General features: G+C 39.4%; 17 protein-coding genes. 5 read left to right on the top strand and 12 right to left on the bottom strand.

Annotated features, from left to right (window positions below; genetic code table 11):
• The first annotated feature begins 2 nt into the window (after positions 1-2).
• Both KIP84_RS04485 and KIP84_RS04480 read left to right on the top strand, forming a co-directional pair.
• Positions 3-1,133, top strand: coding sequence for an ABC transporter permease (locus KIP84_RS04485; RefSeq protein WP_213074143.1), 1,131 nt, complete (start codon positions 3-5; stop codon positions 1,131-1,133).
• The gene (locus KIP84_RS04480; protein ID WP_213689394.1) at positions 1,130-2,227 is read left to right on the top strand and encodes an ABC transporter permease; all 1,098 of its coding nucleotides are present in this window, start codon (positions 1,130-1,132) and stop codon (positions 2,225-2,227) included. The genes KIP84_RS04485 and KIP84_RS04480 overlap by 4 nt, the downstream gene beginning before the upstream one ends.
• 44 nt (positions 2,228-2,271) lie before the next feature.
• On the opposite strand, the gene gyrA is transcribed toward KIP84_RS04480, so the two are convergent.
• From gyrA to xerA, 4 genes are all read right to left on the bottom strand, one after another.
• Positions 2,272-4,986 (bottom strand): DNA gyrase subunit A, encoded by a 2,715-nt coding sequence (gene gyrA / locus KIP84_RS04475; protein WP_032007057.1) that lies wholly within the window; start codon positions 4,984-4,986, stop codon positions 2,272-2,274.
• Positions 4,987-5,352: 366 nt separating this feature from the next.
• Entirely contained in the window at positions 5,353-6,285 is a 933-nt protein-coding gene (locus KIP84_RS04470; RefSeq protein ID WP_002118921.1) for an FAD-binding protein, read from the bottom strand.
• 17 nt (positions 6,286-6,302) lie between these two features.
• Positions 6,303-7,052 (bottom strand): electron transfer flavoprotein subunit beta/FixA family protein, encoded by a 750-nt coding sequence (locus KIP84_RS04465; protein WP_002118903.1) that lies wholly within the window; start codon positions 7,050-7,052, stop codon positions 6,303-6,305.
• Between the two features lie 461 nt (positions 7,053-7,513).
• The gene (gene xerA / locus KIP84_RS04460) at positions 7,514-8,401 is read right to left on the bottom strand and encodes a site-specific tyrosine recombinase/integron integrase (RefSeq protein ID WP_014207413.1); all 888 of its coding nucleotides are present in this window, start codon (positions 8,399-8,401) and stop codon (positions 7,514-7,516) included.
• A gap of 165 nt (positions 8,402-8,566) precedes the next feature.
• Between xerA and KIP84_RS04455 the strand changes: the two genes are divergently transcribed.
• Positions 8,567-9,190, top strand: a complete 624-nt coding sequence (locus tag KIP84_RS04455) for a LysE family translocator (RefSeq protein ID WP_213689393.1) — start codon at positions 8,567-8,569, stop codon at positions 9,188-9,190.
• 48 nt (positions 9,191-9,238) lie between these two features.
• Here KIP84_RS04455 and KIP84_RS04450 read toward each other — a convergent pair whose 3' ends face one another.
• From KIP84_RS04450 to KIP84_RS04425, 6 genes are all read right to left on the bottom strand, one after another.
• Positions 9,239-9,844 carry an alpha/beta hydrolase gene (locus KIP84_RS04450; protein WP_213689818.1) on the bottom strand — a complete coding sequence of 202 codons (606 nt, stop codon included), beginning with the start codon at positions 9,842-9,844 and terminating at the stop codon, positions 9,239-9,241.
• Positions 9,845-9,945: 101 nt separating this feature from the next.
• The gene (dapF, locus tag KIP84_RS04445; RefSeq protein ID WP_002118553.1) at positions 9,946-10,791 is read right to left on the bottom strand and encodes a diaminopimelate epimerase; all 846 of its coding nucleotides are present in this window, start codon (positions 10,789-10,791) and stop codon (positions 9,946-9,948) included.
• Positions 10,792-10,796: 5 nt separating this feature from the next.
• Positions 10,797-12,047, bottom strand: coding sequence for a diaminopimelate decarboxylase (gene lysA / locus KIP84_RS04440; protein ID WP_206260403.1), 1,251 nt, complete (start codon positions 12,045-12,047; stop codon positions 10,797-10,799).
• A 22-nt stretch (positions 12,048-12,069) separates the two neighbouring features.
• Positions 12,070-12,291, bottom strand: coding sequence for a lipoprotein (locus tag KIP84_RS04435; protein ID WP_002118887.1), 222 nt, complete (start codon positions 12,289-12,291; stop codon positions 12,070-12,072).
• A gap of 140 nt (positions 12,292-12,431) precedes the next feature.
• On the bottom strand, positions 12,432-13,838 hold the full coding sequence (locus KIP84_RS04430; RefSeq protein WP_014207418.1) for an amino acid permease: 1,407 nt from the start codon (positions 13,836-13,838) through the stop codon (positions 12,432-12,434).
• Between the two features lie 299 nt (positions 13,839-14,137).
• On the bottom strand, positions 14,138-15,661 hold the full coding sequence (locus tag KIP84_RS04425; protein WP_014207419.1) for an alanine/glycine:cation symporter family protein: 1,524 nt from the start codon (positions 15,659-15,661) through the stop codon (positions 14,138-14,140).
• 344 nt (positions 15,662-16,005) lie between these two features.
• On the opposite strand from KIP84_RS04425, the gene radA reads away from it, so the two are divergent.
• Together radA and KIP84_RS04415 are read left to right on the top strand one after the other, a co-directional pair.
• Complete coding sequence (gene radA / locus KIP84_RS04420; RefSeq protein WP_039759712.1) at positions 16,006-17,394, top strand: DNA repair protein RadA; 1,389 nt, start codon at positions 16,006-16,008, stop codon at positions 17,392-17,394.
• Positions 17,395-17,476: 82 nt separating this feature from the next.
• Positions 17,477-18,448 (top strand): Tim44-like domain-containing protein, encoded by a 972-nt coding sequence (locus KIP84_RS04415; RefSeq protein ID WP_068565578.1) that lies wholly within the window; start codon positions 17,477-17,479, stop codon positions 18,446-18,448.
• Between the two features lie 58 nt (positions 18,449-18,506).
• Here KIP84_RS04415 and epmA read toward each other — a convergent pair whose 3' ends face one another.
• Positions 18,507-19,481 carry an EF-P lysine aminoacylase EpmA gene (gene epmA, locus KIP84_RS04410; protein WP_039759715.1) on the bottom strand — a complete coding sequence of 325 codons (975 nt, stop codon included), beginning with the start codon at positions 19,479-19,481 and terminating at the stop codon, positions 18,507-18,509.
• A complete protein-coding gene (locus tag KIP84_RS04405) occupies positions 19,478-20,545 on the bottom strand; it encodes a 4-phosphoerythronate dehydrogenase (RefSeq protein ID WP_068565580.1) in 1,068 nt (355 codons plus the stop codon). Before KIP84_RS04405 ends, epmA begins: the two co-directional genes overlap by 4 nt.
• Positions 20,546-20,637 lie beyond the last annotated feature (92 nt).

Raw genomic sequence — 20,637 nt, 5'->3', positions numbered from 1 at the left:
GCATGTTTGCCAGTATATTACGGGAACTAAACTATCTAAAAAGCAATAAATGGGATTTGTGTATGGTGACACTTATCCCTGCTTTTATCATTTTCATGTTTAGCAGCATGTTTTACGCAGGTAAAGCTGAACACTTACCAATCGCAATTATTGATCAGGACCAAAGTGAACTCAGCCGTAATATTGAAAAGTATCTTTTGTTGAATCATACAGTAGACATTAAAACAATTACGGCAAGCTCTGCTGAGGCTGAACAACTACTCAATGAAACCAAAATATGGGGTTATGTTTTTATTCCAGACGGTGCTGAAAAGCGCTTCGTTAAAGCACAAGATGCTCAAATCAGCATTGCATTTAATCAGTCTTTTTTTAGTGTCGGAAACACCATTTCTTCAGCAATGCTGATCAGTACCCTCAATGCTTTAGCAGACTATGCTGGTCAAAGTTATCTTGTAAATAGTATTCCCTATTTAGATGTTCCTACGGCTCATGTAAAAATCTCAACGCTTTATAATCCAAGTATGAGCTATGAGTTTTACTTAGAACCTTTCATGGTTCCTGCTGTATTGCACTTATTGTTATGTTGCTGTGTTGCCTTTGCTATTGGACAAGAACTTAAACGAGGCACATTAACAGCATGGGTAAACCGAGAAAGTTTTATTCAAGGCTTATTGGCTAAAAATCTGCTTTATAGCCTTATATTTTGTGCATGGACATGGGTATGGATGTTTTGGCTAGTCGAAATCCGTGGCTGGTTCGTAGCAGGTTCTCTTAGTTTATTGTTATGTGCACAGTTTTTACTTTATTTTGCCTATGCTTTGATTAGTAGCACCGTCATTCTTGCAACCAAAAATTTAAGTAAAACTTTTGGCTTTATCGCAGTATATGGCGGCTCTTCTTTAAGTTTCGCAGGCGTTACGTTACCTTTAAATAATGCCCCTATTTTCACCAAGTTTTGGTCACTCATTATTCCTTATACTCCTTATGCCAAGCTTCAAACCGAACAATGGGTGATCGGCAGTCCAGTTTTCATTTCAATGATTCCTTTTTTAATACTTATCGGTTATTGCCTGATTTACTTCTTTTTAAGTTGTCTATTGCTTAAAAAATTAGTTCGAGGGGCAACGCAATGAAAGAATTCTTTAAGGCTTATGGGCAAACATTTAAAGATATTGTAAGTAATAGCTCAGTTTTCACAACGCTAATTTTATCGGTGATTCTTTATAGCTTTTTTTATCCTACCGCCTATAAAGCTGAGCGTGCAGAATCTATTCCAATCGTGATTGTCGATGAAGAGCAAAGCCTCTTAACTTCTCAATTGATTGGCCAAAGTGCAAATAGCCCCCATGTTCATATCGTTACCGTTACCAGCAATTTTTTACAAGCTGAACAAATGGTACGTGAGCAAAAAGCTGATGGTATTTTACTTTTACCAAATAACTTAACCCAAAGCCTACGCCGCGGAGAAACAGGTGGAATCGGCTTATACTTAAGCACAACCAACTTTTTAAAAACTAAAGAAATTGGTTTAGGTCTGGCAACCTCGATAGAAGCTACATTAAAAGAATATATTGAAAAATTTGGACAACGCACACACTTCCAGCCAGCGCTTTCTATTCATCAAGTGCCGTTATTTAATCCCCTTTCAGGATATGGAAGTTATATTTTTCCGGCTGTTGCATCTTTAATTATTCATCAAACGATTGTGCTAGGTTTGGCAATGTTAATAGCTAGCTATCGGGAGCAACATGAAAAAATTACAGCTGTTCGTTTTGCTGGAATCTTCGCAAGTATATTTACCATTGGCTGTTTAGGATGTTTTTATCTTTTCGGTTTTACCTTGTGGTTCAATGACTACCCACACGGTGGAAACTTCACTGGTTTACTAGTTGCTGTTCCTATTTTTATTAGTTGTGTGATTGGATTAGGTATGTTGATCGGATCACTTTTGGATATGCCGGAACGTGCCGGACATATTATTGTGTTTAGCTCTGTACCTTTATTCTTACTAACTGGAGCTGCTTGGCCTCATCAAGCAATCCCTGAATGGCTACAATGGTTTACGTGGTGTTTACCCTCAACACATGCGGTACAAATGTTTGTGCAACTTAATCAGATGGGTGTTCCATTAGCCACGGTTGTACCAAAACTGATTTTTCTTGGAACCCTTGGATTAATATTGGTGGGTTTATCTTATTATCGGCTTGTTAAAAAATCTTCTTCATAAAATAAAAAAGGAAGCTTATGCTTCCTTTTTTATTTAAGTTTTACTTAGTCTTCAGAAGCATCTTCATTATTTGATACAGCTTCTTCGCTATCAGTTTCAGTAGTATCTACTTCGCCTTCGAGAAACTCTTCTTCATCTTCGACAGCCTCAATAGAAACAACGCCTACTAGAGTTTCTTCTTCGCTTAAGCGAATTAGACGTACACCTTGTGCATTACGACCAGTCATTGCAACTTCTGCTGCACGGGTACGAACTAATGTACCGCCATCAGAAATAAGTAACAATTCTTTGGTTTCGTCAATAGACACTGCACCAACAAGCTCACCGTTACGTTCGCTTGTCTTAATCGCAATTACACCCTTACCGCCACGCTTCTTGGTCGGGAAGTCATTTACTGGAGTACGCTTACCGTAACCGTTGGCACTTGCACACAGTACTTCACCTGTTTCAGGTACAACTACAAGCGATACGATACGGCTTACTAAATTTGAATCTGCTGAATCGTCATTGTCATCTGATTCATCATTTTCAACATCTGCATCTTCTTCACTTAAAGTGCTGCTTGCAAAGCTCACGCGCATACCACGAACACCTTTCGCAGTACGACCCATTGCGCGTACGTCAGTCTCAGCAAAACGGATTGCCTTACCTTCGTTCGAGAACAACATGATTTGCTGATTACCATCAGTAATCGCAACACCGATTAAGGTATCTTCTTCATTGAGTTCGATTGCTCGTAAACCATTTGAACGGATGTTAGCGAATTGCTCTAAATCAACACGTTTAACCGTACCTGATGCTGTCGCCATAAATACGTAATGGTTTTCTGGGAACTCAGTTAACGGCAAGATAGCTGTTACTGTTTCATTCGCATCTAAAGGTAACAAGTTCACAATCGGACGGCCTTTGGCACCACGTGATGCTTGAGGCACTTCAAACACACGAAGACGATATACTTTACCTACGTTAGTAAAGCACAGCACAGTTGCATGGTTTGAAGCTACAATGAGATGTTGAATAAAGTCATCATCTTTCATTGAAGTTGCAGACTTACCACGTCCACCACGGCGCTGAGCCTGATAATCTGAAAGTGGTTGAGTTTTTGCATAGCCTGTTTGTGAAACTGTTAATACAACTTGCTCTTCAGGAATTAAATCTTCACGGCTAAAATCAATACGTGATTCAATAATTTCAGTGCGACGTCCATCACCATACTGTTGTAGTACCAGTGCCAACTCTTCGCGAATTACAGCCATCAATAAATTGAAATCATTCAAAATCGCAGTAAGTTCAGCGATTTGACCTAAAATTTCAGTATATTCTGCATGTAATTTGTCTTGTTCAAGACCTGTTAAACGGTGTAAACGTAATTCTAAAATTGCGCCTACTTGTGTTGGTGATAAACGATAAATCGATTCAGTTAAACCAAATGGACGATTTGGATCTTCACCTTCGATTTCATCTGGACGAACAGAAATTGCGCCAGCTTTTTCAAGCAATGAAACGACACCACCACCTGCCCACTCACCTGCAAGTAAACGCTCACGCGCTTCAGCAGGGTTAGCAGAAGTTTTAATAGTCTCGATAATTTCATCGATATTGGCTAAAGCAACGGTTAAGCCTTCTAAGATATGACCACGTTCACGTGCTTTACGCAGTTCGAACATGGTACGGCGTGTCACAACTTCTTGGCGGTGACGGATAAATGCCGCAATAATATCTTTCAGATTCATCAACTTTGGTTGTCCGTTATCAAGACAAACCATGTTGATGCTGAATGAGTTCTCAAGCTGGGTATTTAAGAATAAGTTATTTACAACGACTTCCGCGTTTTCACCACGCTTTAAGTCAATTGCAATACGCATACCTTCTTTGTCAGACTCATCACGAAGTTCTGAAATACCTTCAAGTTTTTTCTCTTTCACTAACTCGGCAATACGTTCAATAACTCTTGCTTTGTTTACTTGATATGGAATTTCAGTAAAGACGATCGTTGTACGGCCTGTCTTTTCATCTTCTTCGAAATGGTACTTACCACGAATATGTAAGCGGCCCTTACCTGTACGGTAAGCATCAACAATACCTGATTTACCGTAAATAATACCACCTGTAGGGAAGTCAGGACCAGTAATATATTCCATCAATCCTTCAATCGAGATATTTGGATTGTCAGCATAGGCTAAGCACGCATTCACAACTTCTGTCATGTTATGCGGTGCCATGTTGGTTGCCATACCTACGGCAATACCAGCAGCACCATTAATTAACAAGTTAGGAACACGTGTCGGAAGTACTTCAGGAATACGCTCAGATCCGTCATAGTTATCTTCCCAGTCAACCGTGTCTTTTTCTAGATCTGCAAGAAGCTCGTGTGCAAGCTTGGTCATACGGACTTCGGTATAACGCATTGCAGCTGCACTATCACCATCAATCGAACCGAAGTTACCCTGACCATCTACCAATAAATAACGTAAGCTAAAGTCCTGAGCCATACGTACAATGGTTTCATAAACAGCTGAGTCACCATGAGGGTGATATTTACCGATTACGTCCCCAACAACACGCGCAGATTTCTTGTAGGCTTTGTTATAGTCATTGCCCAATTCGTGCATGGCATAAAGCACACGACGGTGAACAGGTTTCAGACCGTCTCTCACATCCGGCAATGCACGAGATACGATTACACTCATCGCGTAATCTAAATATGAATGCTTGAGTTCGTCCTCAATGGCAATCGGTCGGATTTCCGATACGCTCATGCATACTCCTTCTTACAGATAGAAATTTCCATCTGCTTATATGTCTTGATCTTGCAAAAAATTTAGTTCCGGAAACTGAACTAAAATCGAAAAAAATATAGCTGTATACTATAGCATAAAAGCACTGTGTAATGTGCGGAATCTACACCGCCAATCTGGTGATATTTGTATAATTTAATTGCATATTATTCTTATCATATCGCTATAACGAGCATCTTCTCATCTTCGTAAAACTATGTGATTTTTATTCTATAAAAATCAAACCTCAAATGAGATAAAAGTCTCAGTTATACATTTCAGATCACTATTCATAATAAAAAAACCCCTAGTAAAAACTAAGGGTTTTTTAGCTTTAATCAGTAAAGATTAAAGTTTAGATACCAATTCTGGTACTACAGTGTTCAAATCACCAACTAACCAGTAGTCAGCAACACTGTTGATTGGTGCTTCTTCGTCTTTGTTGATTGCAACAATAACTTTAGAATCTTTCATACCAGCTAAATGCTGGATCGCACCAGAAATACCTACAGCAACATAAAGCTCAGGCGCAACGATTTTACCAGTTTGACCAACTTGGAAATCGTTAGGTACAAAGCCCGCATCAACTGCTGCACGTGAAGCACCTTGTGCTGCACCAAGCTTGTCAGCTAATGGATCAAGTACTTTATGGTAGTTCTCACCAGAACCTACACCACGACCACCAGAAACTACGATGCGAGCCGCAGTTAATTCTGGACGATCAAGCTTAACGATTTCTTCAGATACGAAGTGAGAAATACCCGCATCTTTTACTTCGCCAACTGTTTCAACAGCAGCTGAACCGCCTTCCGCAGCAACTGGATCAAATGCTGTACCACGAACAGTACCAACAATGATTGCTTCGTCAGATTGAACAGTTGCAATCGCGTTACCAGCGTAGATAGGACGCTTGAATGTGTTCGCAGATTCAACAGAAATGATATCTGTGATCATGCTTACATCAAGAAGAGCAGCAACACGTGGAAGAATGTTCTTACCAGTCGTTGTAGAAGCAGCTAAAACGTATTTGTAACCTTTAGCCAAGTCAGCAACTAAGCCAGCTACGTTTTCAGCTAATTGGTTTGCATAAGCAGCGTTGTCAGCAAGTAAAACTTTGCTTACACCAGCAACTTTAGCAGCAGCATCAGCAACTGCTTGAGCACCGGAACCAGCAACTAATACAGTAATATCACCACCGATTTTTTGTGCTGCAGCAACAACGTTTAAAGTAGCACCGTTAAGTACTTGGTTGTTGTGGTCAGCGATAACTAAAATACTCATGATTTTATCCTTCCGTATTAGATCACTTTCGCTTCATTTTTCAATTTTTCTACAAGCTCATCTACAGATTTCACTTGTACGCCAGCTTTACGTTCTGCTGGAGCTTCAACTTTAACAGTTTTAAGCTTAGTACCAGCTGTAACACCGTAATCAGCAGGAGATTTAGTATCAAGCGGTTTTTTACGAGCTTTCATGATGTTAGGCAATGCTGCATAACGTGGCTCGTTCAAACGCAAGTCAGTCGTGATGATTGCAGGAAGTGTAAGTTCAACAGTTTGTAAGCCACCGTCAACTTCACGAGTCACTTGTACTTTACCGCCATCAACTTTCACTTCAGAAGCGAATGTACCTTGACCTGCACCTAATAATGCACCAAGCATTTGACCTACTTGGTTAGAGTCATCATCAATTGCTTGTTTACCAAGAAGGATAAGTTCTGGTTTTTCAGCTTCAACAACACCTTTTAAAATTTTAGCAACTTCTAAAGCACCAATTTCATCAGTAGTTTCAACCAAAATACCACGGTCTGCGCCTAGAGCCATTGCAGAACGGATTTGTTCTTGAGCTTCTTTAGGACCAACAGAAACAACAACGATTTCTGATACTGTTCCTTTTTCTTTTAAGCGAACCGCTTCTTCCACTGCGATTTCACAAAATGGGTTAATTGACATTTTTACGTTGGTAAGGTCAACCCCACTATTGTCCGGCTTAACACGAACTTTAACGTTGGCATCAACCACGCGTTTTACAGCAACAAGAGCCTTCATGTAATCCTCGGCTGTTCTAGCAAAAGTAAATGTTGAGAAAAGTATATTAACTCTTCAATTAAAATTTTTTAGGTACCCTATCTTGCAATGTGTTTGGCATTTCGGTCAAGTCACAATTTTCTGGAACAGCACAAAAAAAATGAAATCATCAGTTCATAAAAAAATTTTAGACTGCTATGAGGGCCTATTTTATTCTTTTTAAACTCTATTTTATACATTGATTTTTATTATCTTTTTATCTTATTTAGCATATTAGCTAGAAACATAAGATTACTTTTAAAAACCATAAATCCGACGTTTTTTAGACCCAGTCGTCCACAAAATACTCAAAGATCAAAATTGTCAATTGGGTAGTTTCCCTTATTTCTCTTAAACAAATTTGTAAAAAAATACAAATGATCTCAACATTCAGCTAAAACTTATCAATTTAATTATCTATTTATTGAGTTTATTTTTAAATTTTAGTTTTTATGTGCCCTTGGATGAGCTTGATCATACACTTGAGCCAAATGATCGAAATCAATATGCGTATAAATTTGTGTCGTAGATAAATTACTATGGCCTAGCATTTCTTGTACTGATCGCAAATCACCACTACTTGATAGCATATGGCTAGCAAAACAATGTCTAAGTAAATGCGGATGTAAATCGACATTTACACCTGCTCGTTGTGCTTGAAGCTTCACTCGTTTTTCAATTTGCCTTGGAGTGAGCGCTCCTCCTCGCAAGGAAATAAAAACAGAATCATTTTGATCAAAATGTCCTTTCCAAATTTTATAAACTTTCAACCAGTTCAATAGACTTTCTTTTGCTTTTTTCCCAAACGGTACAATACGGGTTTTATTTCCTTTACCAGTAATACGAACAAGTTGGCGATTAAAATCTACATCTTTAACTGTTAACCCTTGCAATTCAGCCAAACGTAAACCACTTGAGTAAAGTAACTCGAGCATCGCTTTATCACGTAACCATAATTGCTGATCAACCGGTTTTTCCGGCATAGGTTGATCTAAAATTTGATTAACCGTTTCTATGTCGATCATACCTGGCAAAGGTCTAGGTTGGCGTTTTAACTTAAAATCGTCGGTAGGATTAATTTCTAGATATTTACCTTGTTCAGCCCACTTCATAAATTGACGAATTGAGGTGAGATGACGTTGCATACTACTTGAACTTAACTGGTCCTGTTCGACACGCTGCGCTAAATACTCTCTTAAATCTGAAGCTTCAATATTTCTCAAATCTAGTTGTTTGTGCTCGCAGAACTCAAGAAAGCTTTTAACATCCCGTTCATAAGCAGTAATCGTGTGCTCAGATTGATTCTGTATTTTTCTTTCTTTTAACCACATTGAGAGCAGTTGTAATGCAAAATCCAAATTGCTCTCCATTTATTTGCTCATTTTTTTTGAGTGTACCAAAAACTATGGGATCATGAAAATTTGATACCGCACAACCTAATGCTGATCTAATTTATATATTACAATTAAACCAAGTATTCATTGGACCTTGCTGCCATGACCACCATACTCATCCCTTATTTAATTGCGATTACCTTACTTACACTGACCCCGGGTTTAGATACGACTTTAATTATTCGTACCGCCACTCTCGAAGGTAAATCGAAAGCATTTCAAGCAGCAGTAGGTATTAGCCTTGGCTGTATTGTATGGGGAATTGTGGTTGCCTGTGGTCTGGGTGCTTTGCTCATGGCTTCTGATCTAGCTTTTAATATTTTAAAATGGATGGGAGCAGCTTATCTCGCGTGGCTAGGTTTAAATATGATTTTAAAACCACGTAGCCAACTTGCAGATATGCAAGAGAATAGTTCAAATACCTCTCCTTCACAAAATTGGTTTATTAAGGGTTTTTTGGGTAATTTACTTAATCCCAAAGTTGGTATTTTTTATATTTCATTTCTTCCGCAGTTTATTCCACCACAAGCATCAGCAGTTACTTGGGTGATGGGACTGGTAATGATTCATGTGGTGATTGGAATGTTATGGTCAACTTTATTAATTTTAGCTATGCAGCCACTGTCACGTTATCTTAAGCAACCCAAATTTGTGAAATATATGGACCGAATTACAGGCAGTATTTTTGTGTTATTTGCTTTGAAATTAGCTTTGAGTAAAAGATAAATTTAAAAAAAAGCGTGCTAACACAGTACGCTTCTACTTCTAAAAGACTTACCTCATCTTTTTTAAATAATCTTTAATTTGTGTGGCCACTTCATCAGCATGTTTTTCTGCCAACTGATGATCTCCACCTCTAACAATATGCAGCCTTGAATTTTTAAATATCTGATTTAAGTATGTTCCCACTTCAACTGGACTCACTGGATCGTTATCACCCCAGATTAATAAGATTTCGACATTTATGTCTGACAGAAACTCTTCATAGTTAACATTGGTAGTAATAAACCAATCTGGATATTTTAAAAATGCTTGGCGGTATGCTTCACGCCAGTCTTGCACATTAAATCGTTTAAGGTTGATTCCACCAGAAGTAGCAATTAAGACCAGCCCTTTCACCAAATGAGGTTTTTTTAGCGCTGCGGCAACGGCAAAAATGCCACCCATAGATTGAGCAATAATTACAGATTCATCATGAATTTGTTCAAGAACATAACTGGTTAGTTCTTCAAAATTTTTAACCTGAGAAGATTCTGGTGTATCTCCAAAACTGGGGTAACCAATAATTTTTGTCTGGTAATGCTGAGCTAATTTACTAATTAAGGGATGCCAAAATGTCGTACTGCCTGATGCGCCGGGTAAGAAAATTAAATTATTCATATTTTTATAAAGTAATAAAATTAAGAAATTATTGTACATATAAAAGAAAGCCTCTTTTATCACTTTAGCTAATGAAAGAGGCTTCTATTTAGGTAATGCTATTAGCCTTGAAAATAACGTAAATCCAAACGCCCATCATATACATGAGTTGTTGGACCCGTCATCCAAACTACATCTCCTTCTTGCCATTCAATTTGTAGCTTACCACCAGCAAGTTCTACTTCAACTGAGTTCGCAAGTAAGCCACGGCGCATACCACTTACCGCAGCGGCACAAGCACCTGTGCCACATGCAAGTGTTTCACCGACGCCACGCTCAAATACACGTAAGCGAACATGTTTTTCATCAATTACTTGCATAAAGCCAGCATTAACACGTTCAGGAAAACGTTTATGTGACTCAACTTGTGGACCAATGCCAGCAACATCTGCAGTTAATACATCTGGAACAATAGTGACAGCATGGGGGTTGCCCATATTGACCACATCAATATTAATGTTCTGGTCGTTAGCTAACTCAAGTGTATATAAAGCTTCTGGTTGTTCAGCAATGAATGGAATTTCATTCGGCAAAAATTTCGGGTAGCCCATATTGACGCGAACCCAACCATTTTGTCCCAATTCAGGTTTTACAATACCTGCTTTGGTTTGGACAGTAATACTTGTTTTAGTTGTTAAATGGCGCTCATGTACAAAACGAGCAAAACAGCGTACACCATTACCACATTGTTCAACTTCAGAACCATCTGCATTAAAAATACGATATTTAAAATCTGCTTCCGGTAAATCTGGCGGTTCAACAATTAAAAGCTGATCAAAACCAATGCCAAAATGACGATCGGCTAAGCGTTGAATTGTTTCTGTATCTAAATAAGCACGTTGGCTGATCAGATCAACCACCATAAAGTCATTACCTAGGCCATGCATTTTAGTAAATTCTAACAACATTTCATTTACTCCTCAGGCAATAAGCGTTCATTTTCCCAAAGGGATTCAACCGTTTCACGCTCACGAATCAAATGGGCTTTATCGCCTGACACCATTACTTCTGCGGCACGTCCACGTGTATTGTAATTTGAACTCATTACAAAACCATAAGCGCCAGCACCGAGAACAGCTAATAAGTCATTTTCTTTTAAAGCCAATGAACGATCTTTACCAATGAAGTCACCTGTTTCACAGATTGCTCCAACGAGATCCCAAGTTTTTTCTTCAATATCTGAACTTGGCACTACAGGTTGGATATCCATCCACGCTTCATATAAAGCAGGGCGAATTAAATCATTCATTGCTGCATCAATAATGGCAAAGTTACGGTGGCTCGTTGGCTTGAGCAAATCAACTTTGGTTAAAAGCACACCTGCATTTGCACTAATGCTACGACCCGGTTCCATATAAACCTTGAGACCTAACTTTTCTAAAGCAGGTTTCATTGAGTTGGCATATTCTTCAACACTTGGCGGCGTTTCATCTTTATAACAAACACCTAAACCACCACCAATATCAATGTGTTTAAGATTGATACCAAGTTTTTTTAGTTCTTCGATCATCAACATGACACGATCTAAAGCATCAACAAACGGTTTAGTCTCGGTCAATTGCGAACCGATGTGGCAGTCAATTCCAATAATTTCAAGGTTTGGTAAAGATGCAGCATATTGATAAGTTTCATAAACGGTATCACTTGGAATACCAAATTTATTTTCTTTTAAACCTGTTGAAATATAAGGATGAGTTTTTGCATCTACGTCTGGATTTACACGTAAAGAAATTGGCGCTTTTTTGCCTAGACGTGCTGCAACTTTTTGAAGACGGTCTAGTTCTGCATAAGACTCTACGTTAAAGCAAGCAATGCCTACATTTAACGATGTTTCGATATCGGCTTCAGTTTTACCTAAACCAGAAAAAACGACTTTAGATGCATCCCCACCCGCTTTTAAAACGCGTGCAAGTTCACCACCTGATACGATATCAAAACCAGCACCAAGTTTTGCCAACACATTAAGAACAGCTATATTTGAGTTAGATTTCACCGCAAAACAGATTTGATGATCAATAAAATCAAAAGCACGGTCCATATCTAAGTAATGTTTTTCAAAAGCTGCTTTAGAATAAACATACAAAGGTGTGCCAAATTGCTGCGCAAGCTGCTCCATAGAACATTGCTCTGCATGCAATACTCCATTAATGCGAGTGAAACTCATGAATGTGTCCTTATTTCAAAGCTTAAGGTGAAGTTGTTTGGGTTGGGGCTGATGATTCAACTGGCTGTTCAGCCTGCTCATCCTGTTGAACAACTTGTTTCTGTTCTTTATTACGATAGAGCAAGTATTTCGCGCGTTTGTCATAATTCGGATCAGAAGGTAGCTGTAATGCTCCTGACTGACCACAAGCGCTAAGCAAAATACTGCTGCTCAATAAACTGATGAGGCAAATGACACGACGCATCTGAGCACCTGATTTAAACAATTCGATGCAGTATACCGTGATCATGCAGGCGGCTAAAGAGTAAACTTAAAGAGAAAAACAATATGCATAAAAAACGCCAGCTTTTCAGCCAGCGTTTGATCATAAGCAAATAAATTTAATTACTTTTTATGACGTGGTTTATAGAAGAAGAAATAACCTATGATCAAGATAACAAACCAAATTGGGCTGACTTTAAGCGCTTTGAACGTATCTGGTTCTAAAGACAGCACATAAATCATGCCAATAAAGAAAATAATCGTGATCCAACATGTAAATAGACCACCCGGTAATTTAAATGTTGATTTTGCATGTAGCTCAGGACGCGTAGTGTAGTAACGGATATAACTCCAGATAATGAGTAACCACACGCAAATGAACAGAATCGTTGAAAGCGTCGTTGCAAGTGTAAATGCCTCAACTGTATTTGGTACAAAATACTGTAATGCCGCACCTAACAATAAACATGCCGCAGAGAAATACAATGCATTTGCCGGTACCGCACGTCTGTTCAATTTACCAAAAGCTTTTGGACCCTGATCTTCACGAGATAAACCAAATAACATACGGCTTGTTGAGAAGACACCACTGTTCATTGATGACATCACTGATGACAATACCACCAAGTTCATCAAGATCGCTGCTGCTGCCACACCAGCTTGGCTGAACAAGTTTACAAATGGACTGATCGCTGGATCAATTTTATTCCAAGGTGTTACAGACATCACAATCAACAATGCCAATACGTAGAAAATAATGATACGGATTGGAATTGAGTTAATTGCTTTTGGTAAGTTACGTGCTGGGTCTTTGGTTTCCGCAGCCGTTGTTCCCACAAGTTCTACACCAACAAAAGCAAAGATTGCAATCTGGAAGCCTGCCAAGAAACCATGTACACCTGTTGGGAAGAAGCCACCGTTAGCCCAGAGATGAGTAAATGATGCAACTTCACCTGTACTTGAGGTAAAGCCTGTAAAGATCATCCATAGACCCACAGCGATTAAAATAATAATCGCAAGAATCTTAATGAGCGCAAACCAGAACTCTAACTCACCAAACAAGCGAACTGTTAACAGGTTTAAACCCATAATAAATACAATCGCGGCAACACTGATCATCGCCCCTTCGACAGGCGAGAAAGGTAGACCATTATTGAAGAACTGTAAGTAGTAAATAATTGCAGAAAGGTCAGCAATACCAATCGTGATCCAACATAACCAGTATGTCCACCCTACAAAGTAACCCGCCCATGGACCGATTAAATCTGTTGTGAAGTCAATAAATGATTTATAGGCAAGATTTGAAAGAAGTAATTCGCCAAGCGCACGCATGACAAAAAACACCATTACACCAATAATCAAATAAATGAATAAGATTGATGGACCAGCAAGGCTAATTGTTTTGCCTGATCCCATAAATAATCCGGTACCAATTGCACCACCAATCGCGATTAGTTGTAAATGCCGATTGGAGAGGCTTCGATGGAGCTCACCTTGTTCATGAGGCTCGCTCAGATTTTGATTCGACATTTTATAAATACACTCCAGTAATTTTTTTAGTCCGTTAGCTAAATTCAAATCAAAAAGACGATATCGCACCATTTGCAGGTATCTTTTAAATGTATATTTTTTGACAACTTTTCAGCTAACCAATTTTGTCTGTATTGCTGATGATTCCAAGCTACATACAATTAAATCCGATAATACGCACAAGCCCCTAGCAATACAATGCACTTTTTTGGAACATCCAGTTTCTCATTTAATGATCAATCTCATATGAAAAAAGGTGGTCAATATGACCACCTTTTTAGCTATTTGGTTGTTAAACTCTAGCTTCCTGTTTTCTTAACTTGCGCATTCAGTTCTTGGTTTTTCTTCAAGCGCTCTTCCCAGAATGTCGCATTTTTAATTCCTAATTTAATAGGGTCAAATGTGTACTCTTTTACTCCCGCTTTTTGTTGTTCTTCGTAATCTTTTAATGCCTTAATCGTTGGTTTATAAATAAAGTACGTTACAACAATACCAATAATATTAATCCATGCCATCAAGCCAACACCAATATCACCAATACCCCAGATATAGCCTGTGGCACTCAGTAAACCATAACCTACAGCGAGAATGATTGAACATTTTACAATGAACAGTAATGACGGTGATTTTGTAATGTAGCTCAAATAAGCAAGGTTTGTTTCTGCAATATAGTAGTAAGCTACGATAGTGGTGAATGCAAAGAAGAATACGGCTAAAGCAACAAAGATCTGACCAAAATTACCAAAAATAGTGCTCACCGCCATTTGTGTAAATGCAGGAGAACCAATTTCAGTCGAGGCAGGAACATTTTGAACAATGAATTGACCTGCTTCTAAAGCCCCCTGAACATTATATTGGCTTGTCATTAAAATCATAAATGCAGTAGCAGAACAAACAATTATACTATCAAAGTGAATTGAAAAAGATTGGACCAAACCTTGTTGAGCTGGATGTTGAACTTCTGCTGCCGCTGCTGCGTGTGGTCCTGTTCCTTGGCCTGCCTCATTGGCATAAACACCACGTTTCACCCCCCAACCGATTGCAGCACCAAGACCTGCCATTGGCGTAAATGCATCTGTAAAAATCAGGCTTAATACTTTTGGAAGATCTGAGATGTTAACCACAACAATGATAACAGCCATGAGGAAATAACCAATTGCCATAAAAGGTACAACCAGTTCAGCAAACTGAGCAATTCGTTTAATCCCACCGAAGATGAGGATAGCCAGCAAACCAATCACGACGACCAAAGCAACGAGTTTATAGACACCAACATCACCAAAAACAATTGCGCCTTCACCTGTAATCTGTGTAAATGCCTTACCTACTGCATTGGCTTGAATACCCGGTAAAAACAAACCACAAGCGACAATTGCTGCAATAGCAAATACAATTCCTAACCAACGCTGACCTAGTCCTCTATCAAAATAAAATGCTGGGCCACCGCGATATTGTCCTTGATACTCAACTTTATAAAGTTGACCGAGTGTCGATTCTACATAAGCTGTACCGGCACCAAAGAATGCAACCATCCACATCCAAAAAACTGCACCGGGTCCACCAAAGCCAATTGCTGCTGCAACACCCGCAATGTTACCTACACCAATACGACCTGCTAAAGATACTGATAATGCCTGAAAAGATGAAACGCCCTGCTCTGAAGAAGTACCTTTTATTAAAAGTCTAGCCATTTCCTTAATTTGGCGGACCTGAACAAATCTTGTCAAAATAGAAAAGAATAAACCAACGCCTAAACATAAATAGATAAGCGCCTTACTCCATATAATACTATTTACCCAATCAACAATTTCTGCTGCACTCATAGATATCAACCTTTTGTATTTCTAAAAATACAATACTCATATTATTTTGTTCGTTTTCACTTCAGCAATATCCATGCCATATCTATAATAAACAGCTAGATACATGCTCCAGTAAAAACACCTTCCTTGGGGAATAGATTAGATTTTTTATATCCATTGAAAACAAACTTTATCTGACTTGTAAAAATCCAATATCGTGTTATTTTTGATGTCTTTCCCTTATTAGTTCCTTAGAAGATCCCTTCAAATTTCCTCATTATCTTTTATGAAAATTTTAGGAAACAAGAATGAAGAACTTCCTAAGAACTATATTTATATAATATCGAGCAAAATTTCAATTTTTTATGAGTAAAGTCAAAACTGTTTACCGTTGCGAGCAATGTGGTGCCGATCATCTTAAATGGGCTGGTCAATGCTCAGAGTGTGGTGAATGGAATTCTCTGACTGAAGTTAAACTTGAGCCAACCACTGCTCACCGTGCACGTCCAAAAATTGGGGGCTATGCGGGTCAAGTTGCTAACATTACAACGCTAAATAAAGTTTCAGTTTCGCATGAAACCCGTTTACCTACAGGTATTAGCGAATTTGACCGAGTGCTTGGCGGCGGTTTGGTGACCGGTTCTGTGGTGCTGATTGGTGGTGACCCCGGTATTGGTAAATCAACCATTCTTTTGCAAACCGCAACGCACATGGCAAGCGCAAAAAGCTCTGCACTTTATATTACGGGTGAAGAATCTTTATCTCAGGTGGCGCTTCGTGCGCAACGTCTTGATCTGCCAACTGACCAATTAAAAGTCATGGCTGAAACCTGTGTAGAACGCATTTGTGAAGTTTTAGAACAAGAAAAACCTGTAGTCGCTATTCTAGATTCGATTCAAACCCTTTATACAGAAACCCTCCAATCTGCTCCGGGTGGTGTTTCACAAATTCGTGAATCTGCTGCTTTATTAACCCGTTATGCAAAAAATAGTGGCACAGCGCTATTCATTGTTGGTCATGTGACCAAAGAAGGTGCACTGGCAGGTCCGCGTGTTTTAGAGCATATGGTGGACTGCGTACTTTACTTTGAAGGTCAATCGGATTCTCGCTATCGCATGATTCGTGCTGTTAAAAACCGTTTTGGTGCAGTGAATGAGCTTGGCGTATTTGGCATGACTGATAAAGGCTTACGTGAAGTGGCCAATCCTTCCGCTATTTTCTTAAGTCGTTATGATGAAGCGATTCCCGGCTCAATTGTCATGATTAGCCGTGAAGGAACTCGCCCTCTTTTGGTCGAAGTACAAGCTTTAGTTGATGATGCTCAAGGACAACCACGACGTGTTGCACTTGGTCTTGAACAAAACCGTTTAAATATGCTGCTTGCTGTCATGCATCGTCATGGTGGCGTGCAAACCACTGGACAAGATGTATACGTCAACATTGTAGGTGGCTTAAAAATTACCGAAACAGGTTCTGATTTGGCTGTTTTACTTGCATGTGCTTCAAGTTTACGTACTAAAGCATTGCCCCAACAGCTTGCAGTTTTTGGTGAAGTTGGTCTTTCTGGTGAAATTCGCCCTGTTCCTAACGGTCAGGAGCGCTTAAAAGAAGCAGCGAAACATGGCTTTAAATATGTCATTTTACCAAGAGGAAACGCCCCTCAAAAGGCAATTCCGGGCGTACAAGTTATTGCTGTTGCGCGCTTGCATGAAGCATTGGCAGAAGCTATGCAACTCAGTGATGAATTGACATAAAAAAACATACTTTTATAGTTGAAATTTAGAGTAAAAGCCTGCATAAATACTATTACAAATTAACTTTAAACAGGAATTTCCTATGGAAGTACACCAGCGTGGCTTGATTACCGGTATTTTAATGGCTGCTTTAGCAATTTCTCCTCTTGCTGAAGCTAAACGTGCAGGTGGTGGTAAAAGCCACGGTATGGCACGTTCGACTACTTCAAGCCAGTCTTATCAACAACCTCGTCAAGTGACTCCAGTTCAACAAACCACTACAGCGCCTCAGAAATCTGGTCCAGGTGTTGGTTCAATGGTTGCAGCTGGTGTGGCTGGTGCTGCCGTAGGTGCTGTTGCAGCAAATGCTTTAGCTGATGACAAACCGACATCAACTGAACAGCAAGCCACTCAGGCTCAAGCTCAAGAAGAGAAAAAAGGTGGAATCCCAAGTTGGATTTGGGTATTGCTTGCTGCAGCTCTTGCTTTCTTTGTATTCCGTAAATTGGGATCAAAAAAAAAATTAGCAGGTAACAACCCTTACGCACCAAATAGTAACGGTCAAAACCCATTTGGCCGTTCTGCTGCACCACAAGCAGCTCCACGTAATGCCGGCGACAATACAAATATCTTTGGTCAATCTGTGGGTGGCGGTGCAGCAACGCAAGCGCCTTTTGGTGGTGTAACCACGAGCAATGGCAATCAACTTCCAGATGGTAGTGAACCAGCTGCGTTCTTACGTATTGCACGTCAACGTTTTAATCACATCCAATCGATGAATACTGCAAGTAACATTGAAGAAATTCGCCGTTACTTAACACCAGAACTTTATAGTTCTATGTATAACGACATCATGGAAAACCAAGATCAAGACGTTGCTGAATTTAGTAACTTGAATGCGATGGTTGTAGACAGTGCGACTGAAAATGGTCAATACGTAGTAAGTGTACGTTTCACTGGTACAGTAAGTGAAGATCTAAACAGCTTGCCACAACCGTTTACCGAAATCTGGCACTTTGTTAAGCCTACTGGCTCTCAGCAAGACTGGGTTGTTGCAGGTATTCAACAAGCTTAAGCTGAATAAATCCTCAATAAAAAAGCCACAATATTGTGGCTTTTTTATTTGTCAGCTTTTAAGCAATTTCTGCTGGAAAGGTCACTACTTTTTCGATTTTGACCTGATCCATTGCAACCATGAGTAAACGGTCTACACCTAAAGCAATTCCTGAGCATTCCGGCATATGAGGCAATGCTGCTAACAGATGCTCATCTAAAGGCATAACATGAAGCCCTTGCTTAGCCCGCTCTGCATTATCTGCTTCAAAGCGTGAACGTAACACATCTGCATCGAGTAATTCATCGTAAGCATTAGCGAGCTCTAAGCCTTCAATATAAACCTCGAAACGCGCCGCGACCTCTTCCCCATCTTCATCTACTTTCACTTTTGCCAAAGAGGCCATTTCTGGTGGAAAGTCAGTTAAAAAAACTGGAGCATCAAAACCTAAACTTGGTTCAACAAAATGAGAAAATAACAAATCCATATAAGCTAAACGGTCATCGCCCAAGTCGAGATTTAACCCCACACGATTTGCCGTATCTTTGAGTTGTTTCAAAGTTGCCTGCAAAGGGTTGATATCAAGACGATCTTGAAAGGCATGCTTATAACTTAAAATAAATGGACGAACTTCGCCAAAACGATGCTGCAAACATGTTTGCAATAAATCGGCTGTTTCATGCATTAACGCTTTTAAGTCTAGACCGGGGCGATACCATTCAAGCATAGTAAATTCACTGTTGTGTTTACGCCCGTGTTCATCATCTCGAAAAACCTTACAAATCTGGTAAATCGGTCCACTACCGCTCGCCAATAAACGCTTCATGGCAAACTCTGGTGAAGTCTGTAAATATTGAGTTTGCAATTTGCCATTAATATGACGCAAAGCCTGAACTGAAGCTAAATGCACATCGGTGACACCTGCCTGTGAAACGATCGGTGTTTCGACTTCCATGACACCACGTTCAGCAAAAAACTGACGAATTTGGGTATAGAGCTTGGCACGAGCTTTTAAGGCATCAATTGAACAAGTAGGTTGATAGCTTAAACTCATGCCTGTGGTCCCCCATGTGCTGCCCATTCACGGCGCAGCGGATAATTTTTACGTAATAAATCAAATGCTTTTTGCTCTACTTTGCCGTCTTTAATACAAGCACGGATGTTGGCATCATCTTGAGCAATATCATAAATCTGAGCTAACTTTTGCTTTAAAACAGCTTTTAAATCATGTCCTGAAAAATAGTCTTCGCATGCAGGTAACTGAGTTTCAAAACGCTTATTAATGTCGTATCCAAACTTTTGACAAAAAGCTTCATAAATCATTTGTGTACCGCGAGCTTTTCCTTCAAGGCTATAACCAGCAATATGCGGTGTTGCTAAAGCCAACATGTCTATAAGTTCTTCTGATATGACTGGTTCATGCTCAAATACATCAAGCACCACTTTACGCTGGGTACGTTGAATGTCTTTCATTAAAGCGGCTTCTTTCACGACTGGACCACGTGCACTATTAATTAAAATTGTGTCAGGTTGAAGCGCTGCGAAAGCTTTTTCATCAAACAAATGATATGTAGGATGTTCACCGTTTTTGGTCAGCGGCACATGAATTGAAATTGCGTTGGCTTGTTGCAACAAAGTTTCTAAGCTTACATTTTCAATTGTGTCTAGTTTCACATATGGGTCAAAGCCAATTACATTCCAACCAAGTAACTGAGCCATATAGACCAAAAGCTTACCGACGTTGCCAAGGCCAACAATACCTAGGGTAAATTTTTCTTGTTGTTCTAAAAGGTTTGCATCTAAATGAAGTAAAGCAGTAATGACATATTCAGCAACCGCTTGGGCATTACAACCAGCCGCATTTGCCCATGTAATTCCTTGTTTTTCTAACGCCGCAATATCTAAATGATCGGTCCCGATTGTGGCACTGCCCACATATTTTAATACTGTGTTTTCAATTAAACTTGCGTTAACTGCAGTAACCGAACGAACCAATAAAGCTTCAGCATCTTTTACATCTGCATGGGTTAAAGTACGCCCTGCTTTGTGTTGAATATCGCCAAATTCTGAAAAAAAGTAATCGGTAAATGCCAAGTTTTCATCTGCGACGATTTTCATTGTCTGCAACTCATAGCTTATAAAAACGTTATTATCCTTTGAGTTGTAGCAAAGCACAATGTTAATGCCTTTAAATTCACGATTCTAAACTT

This window comes from Acinetobacter sp. BHS4, assembly GCF_018454425.1.
Taxonomy (GTDB): domain Bacteria; phylum Pseudomonadota; class Gammaproteobacteria; order Pseudomonadales; family Moraxellaceae; genus Acinetobacter; species Acinetobacter pittii.
The sequence above is the reverse complement of the archived record's forward strand: the minus strand, read 5'-3'. Positions and strand labels throughout refer to the sequence as shown.

What these genes read in the sequence shown, in the direction of transcription:
- dapF (WP_002118553.1), bottom strand. Translation starts at nt 10,791, where the DNA reads ATGTTGTTAGAATTTACTAAAATGCATGGCCTAGGTAATGACTTTATG.
- KIP84_RS04455 (WP_213689393.1), top strand. Translation starts at nt 8,567, where the DNA reads ATGACCACCATACTCATCCCTTATTTAATTGCGATTACCTTACTTACA.
- KIP84_RS04485 (WP_213074143.1), top strand. Translation starts at nt 3, where the DNA reads ATGTTTGCCAGTATATTACGGGAACTAAACTATCTAAAAAGCAATAAA.
- KIP84_RS04425 (WP_014207419.1), bottom strand. Translation starts at nt 15,661, where the DNA reads ATGAGTGCAGCAGAAATTGTTGATTGGGTAAATAGTATTATATGGAGT.
- epmA (WP_039759715.1), bottom strand. Translation starts at nt 19,481, where the DNA reads ATGAGTTTAAGCTATCAACCTACTTGTTCAATTGATGCCTTAAAAGCT.
- lysA (WP_206260403.1), bottom strand. Translation starts at nt 12,047, where the DNA reads ATGAGTTTCACTCGCATTAATGGAGTATTGCATGCAGAGCAATGTTCT.
- KIP84_RS04465 (WP_002118903.1), bottom strand. Translation starts at nt 7,052, where the DNA reads ATGAAGGCTCTTGTTGCTGTAAAACGCGTGGTTGATGCCAACGTTAAA.
- xerA (WP_014207413.1), bottom strand. Translation starts at nt 8,401, where the DNA reads ATGTGGTTAAAAGAAAGAAAAATACAGAATCAATCTGAGCACACGATT.
- KIP84_RS04470 (WP_002118921.1), bottom strand. Translation starts at nt 6,285, where the DNA reads ATGAGTATTTTAGTTATCGCTGACCACAACAACCAAGTACTTAACGGT.
- KIP84_RS04430 (WP_014207418.1), bottom strand. Translation starts at nt 13,838, where the DNA reads ATGTCGAATCAAAATCTGAGCGAGCCTCATGAACAAGGTGAGCTCCAT.
- KIP84_RS04480 (WP_213689394.1), top strand. Translation starts at nt 1,130, where the DNA reads ATGAAAGAATTCTTTAAGGCTTATGGGCAAACATTTAAAGATATTGTA.
- KIP84_RS04450 (WP_213689818.1), bottom strand. Translation starts at nt 9,844, where the DNA reads ATGAATAATTTAATTTTCTTACCCGGCGCATCAGGCAGTACGACATTT.
- KIP84_RS04415 (WP_068565578.1), top strand. Translation starts at nt 17,477, where the DNA reads ATGGAAGTACACCAGCGTGGCTTGATTACCGGTATTTTAATGGCTGCT.
- radA (WP_039759712.1), top strand. Translation starts at nt 16,006, where the DNA reads ATGAGTAAAGTCAAAACTGTTTACCGTTGCGAGCAATGTGGTGCCGAT.
- gyrA (WP_032007057.1), bottom strand. Translation starts at nt 4,986, where the DNA reads ATGAGCGTATCGGAAATCCGACCGATTGCCATTGAGGACGAACTCAAG.
- KIP84_RS04435 (WP_002118887.1), bottom strand. Translation starts at nt 12,291, where the DNA reads ATGCGTCGTGTCATTTGCCTCATCAGTTTATTGAGCAGCAGTATTTTG.
- KIP84_RS04405 (WP_068565580.1), bottom strand. Translation starts at nt 20,545, where the DNA reads ATGAAAATCGTCGCAGATGAAAACTTGGCATTTACCGATTACTTTTTT.